The 3778-nt window shown below is 74.9% G+C and carries 4 protein-coding genes; 2 read left to right on the forward strand and 2 right to left on the reverse strand.

What is annotated here, in order from left to right; genetic code table 11:
• Positions 1 to 689, reverse strand: a 689-nt coding sequence (locus DVA66_RS18075; protein ID WP_114561291.1) for a thioredoxin domain-containing protein, incomplete at its 3' end; no start/stop codon positions are given.
• A gap of 140 nt (positions 690 to 829) precedes the next feature.
• Between DVA66_RS18075 and DVA66_RS18080 the strand changes: the two genes are divergently transcribed.
• Both DVA66_RS18080 and pgm read left to right on the forward strand, forming a co-directional pair.
• Positions 830 to 1807 carry an aminoglycoside phosphotransferase family protein gene (locus DVA66_RS18080; protein WP_114561292.1) on the forward strand — a complete coding sequence of 326 codons (978 nt, stop codon included), beginning with the start codon at positions 830 to 832 and terminating at the stop codon, positions 1805 to 1807.
• 43 nt (positions 1808 to 1850) lie between these two features.
• On the forward strand, positions 1851 to 3482 hold the full coding sequence (gene pgm, locus DVA66_RS18085; RefSeq protein WP_114561293.1) for a phosphoglucomutase (alpha-D-glucose-1,6-bisphosphate-dependent): 1632 nt from the start codon (positions 1851 to 1853) through the stop codon (positions 3480 to 3482).
• Here the strand turns inward: pgm and DVA66_RS18090 are convergent.
• Positions 3479 to 3778: DUF1990 family protein (locus DVA66_RS18090; RefSeq protein ID WP_157974106.1), on the reverse strand; the 300-nt coding region annotated here is incomplete at its 5' end. The genes pgm and DVA66_RS18090 overlap by 4 nt on opposite strands.

A 3778-nucleotide genomic window follows, 5' to 3' on the forward strand; every position in this document is an offset into this window, starting at 1 on the left:
GCGGCGAGCACGGCCTGCGGGTCCGCGGCAGCGGTGCGCGCCAGCAGCCCCGCCTGCGCCTTACCGGCCGCGGCCTCGGCGTCCCTGGGATCGGCGGCCAGCAGCTTGTCGAACTCGGCCTCCGCGGCGGCGAAGTCACCGCGCTCGAGGGCGGCGTCGGCGGCGGCGAACCGCGGGTCCGGCTCGTCGGAGGCCTCGTCGGCGCTCCCACCCGCGACCGGCTCGGCGGTGCCGACCACGCCGTTGGCCACCGCGGCCTGCAGCAGCTGGTCGAGGTAGGCCTGGATCTGCTGCTTGGGCTGGACGCCCTGGAACAGCGGCACCGGCTGGCCCATCAGCACGCCGATGACCATCGGCACCTGCTGGACGCCGAGTGCCTGGGCGATCTGGGTCTCGACGTCGACGTTGACCCGGCCGACCAGGAACTTGCCGCCGGCGGCGTTGGCCAGGTCGGCCAGGTCGCGGCTGAGCACCTCCGCACCCTGGGCCCGCGGCGAGTGGATCTCCAGCACCACGGGGTGCTGCTGGGACCGGCCCACCAGGTCGTTGAAGGTCTGCACCGTGACGTCGACGACGTAGGAGCGGCCACCGGCGGACGACCCCGCCGCGGAGGACGAGGAGGAGGGGGAGGAGGAGGCCAGCGCGGAGAGGTCGACGGCGCCGGGACGGTTGAAGCTGGAGGAGGTCATGGCGGCTGGGTGGTCCTTCGTCGCGTGCGGGACGACCGCGGGGCGGTCCGGTCAGCAGCCGAGACTACTGCCCTGCGGTCCGCCGCCGGACAGGGCCGAAACCGGTGGCGTCCACCGGCCCGCTCCACCACGATGGCCGGATGGCCCTGCAGCTGCCCGCCACCTACCTGTACGGACGCCGCACGACCTGGCCGGAGGTGCCGGCCGAGGTCCGCGACGTCGTCGAGGGGTGCCTCGGCGAGCCGGTGCTGGGCTGGCAGGACCGGGTCGGAGGCATGTCGGTCGGGCTGGCGACGGTGGTGCACGGGGCGACCCGCAGCGTCTTCGTCAAGGGTCTGGACGGCACCTCCAACCCCGATGGCCAGAAGATCTACCGTCGGGAGGCCGCGGTCGAGGCGCTGCTGCCGCGCGTGCCGCAGCGGCCCGCCCTGCTCGCCGCCGTCGAGGTCCCCACCCCCGGCGCGGACTGGGCGGTGAACGTGTACCCGGCGGTGCCCGGCGAGCCGGTCCGTCACCCCTGGTGCGCCCGCGACCTGCTGCGGGTGCTGGACGCCTGGCACGCGCTCACCCCGGCCTTCCACCGGGCGCCCGTGACCGACGACGCGCAGGTGTCGCTGTTCTTCGAGGGCTGGCGCGAGGTGGTCGCCGATGTCGACGACCCCTGGCGGCCGCTGCTCGAGCCGTGGTCGGAGCGGCTGGCGACGATGACGGCCGCGGTGGACGGCACCGCGGCCGACCCGCCCGTGCCGTCCCACATCGACCTGCGCGCCGACAACATCCTGCTCGACCGGGAGTCGGGGCGGGTCTGGTTCGTGGACTGGTCCCACCCGGGTCTGGCCGCGCCCTGGGCCGACCTGGCCATCCTCTTCGCCGACGTGGTGGCCTCCGGTGGCGACCGGGCCGACGGCGGCGACGTCGACGTGCTCCAGCTCTGGCGGTCCCACCCGGCCACCGCCGCCTTCGACCCGGAGTGGATGGTGACCGTGGTGGTCGCCCTGGCTGCCGCCCTGCACCTGCGCTCCCGCCGGCCGCCGCACCCGCTGTTCCCGCACCGGCGGGCCTGGGAGTCGGCGGTCACCAGCGGCACCGAGCCGTTCCTGCGACGGCACACCCGCTGACCCCCGGGACGCGTCCCGACGCGGCTGGGCCAGGATGGGCGCCATGGCACACGAGCGCGCCGGACAGCCGGCCCAGCCCTCCGACCTGATCGACGTCGACGCGGTCCTCGCGGCCTACTCCGACCGCGTGCCCGATCCTGAGGACCCGGCCCAGCGGGTGGTCTTCGGGACGTCCGGGCACCGCGGCTCCTCCCTCGACACGGCCTTCAACGAGGCCCACATCGCCGCCACCACGCAGGCGATCGTCGAGTACCGCGCCGAGCAGGGCGTCACCGGCCCGCTCTACCTCGGCAAGGACACCCACGCGCTGTCCGGGCCGGCCTGGCGGACCGCCATCGAGGTGCTGCACGCGGCCGGCGTCTCCGTGCGGGCCGAGCGCGACGACGAGTACACCCCGACCCCGGCGGTGTCGCGGGCCATCGTCCGGCACAACACCGGTCGGTCCGAGGCCCTGGCCGACGGCATCGTCGTCACCCCCTCGCACAACCCGCCCCGCGACGGCGGGTTCAAGTACAACCCGCCGCACGGCGGCCCGGCCGGCAGCGAGGCCACCAGCGCCATCGCCGCCCGCGCCAACGAGCTGCTCGCCGATCCGGGCGCGATCCGCCGCACCCCCTACGAGCGGGCGGCCGCCGACGTCGAGCGCTTCGACTACCGCACCGCCTACTGCACCGACCTGCAGCACGCCCTCGACCTGGACGCCATCCGCGCCGCCGGGGTGCGGATCGGGGCTGACCCGATGGGCGGGGCGAGCGTCCAGTACTGGGAGTGGATCGCCGAGCACCTCGGTCTCGACCTCACCGTCGTCAACCCCGAGGTCGACCCGCGCTGGGCGTTCATGACCCTCGACACCGACGGCAAGATCCGGATGGACTGCTCCTCCCCCGACGCGATGGCCTCCCTGATCGCCAACCGCGACCGCTTCGACGTCGCCACCGGCAACGACGCCGACGCCGACCGGCACGGCATCGTCACCCCCGACGGCGGGCTGATGAACCCCAACGCCTACCTCGCGGTGGCGATCTCCTACCTCTTCGGCGCCCGCGACGGCTGGCCCGCGCAGGCCGGGGTCGGCAAGACGCTGGTCTCGTCCTCGCTCATCGACAAGGTGGCCGCCGAGCTCGGCCGACCGCTGGTGGAGGTGCCGGTCGGGTTCAAGTGGTTCGTCCCCGGGCTGCAGAGCGGCGAGCTCGGCTTCGGCGGTGAGGAGTCGGCCGGGGCCTCCTTCCTCGCCCGCGACGGCAGCACCTGGACCACCGACAAGGACGGCATCCTGCTCACCCTGCTGGCCAGCGAGATCACCGCCGTCACGGGACGCTCCCCCAGCCAGCTCTACGCCGAGCTCGAGGCCCGGCACGGGGCGTCCAGCTACGCCCGCACCGACGCCCCCGCCACCCGCGAGCAGAAGGCCCGGCTGGCCAGGCTGTCGGCCTCCGACATCACCGCCGACACACTGGCCGGCGAGCCGATCACCGCCGTGCTGACCGAGGCCCCCGGCAACGGCGCGGCGATCGGCGGGCTCAAGGTGCAGACCGCCTCGGCCTGGTTCGCCGCCCGGCCGTCGGGCACCGAGGACGTCTACAAGATCTACGCCGAGTCGCTCAAGGACGCCGACCACCTGGCCCGGGTGCAGCAGGAGGCCAAGGCGGTCGTCGACGCGGTGCTCGGCGGCTAACCCCTGCCCGACCGGGCCACCGCCGCCAGGTAGCGCCGCGCGGCGACGTGCTGGGCGAGCACGCCCACCGGCCCGACCGCGCGCAGCCACCGGGTCGCCGGCCGCGAGACCGCGCGGACGGTGGCGTGCACGACGTCGCCGCGGCGCTCGAGCAGGAACGCCTCCTCGCCCTGCTCGGGGTGGTCGTGCACCGCGACGCAGGCGAACCCGGAGCGGTCGGGCTCGTCCACGGTGGCGACCACCTGGACCGGCGAGGGCACCGGACCGAGCCACAGCACCGCGAACACCCCGACGCC

The sequence above is a fragment of the Desertihabitans aurantiacus genome, assembly GCF_003344635.1.
In the GTDB taxonomy this organism is placed as follows: Bacteria; Actinomycetota; Actinomycetes; order Propionibacteriales; family Propionibacteriaceae; genus Desertihabitans; species Desertihabitans aurantiacus.

Excerpts from the sequence above, each read along its gene's own strand:
- DVA66_RS18080 (WP_114561292.1), top strand. The coding sequence starts at position 830 with ATGGCCCTGCAGCTGCCCGCCACCTACCTGTACGGACGCCGCACGACC.
- pgm (WP_114561293.1), top strand. The coding sequence starts at position 1,851 with ATGGCACACGAGCGCGCCGGACAGCCGGCCCAGCCCTCCGACCTGATC.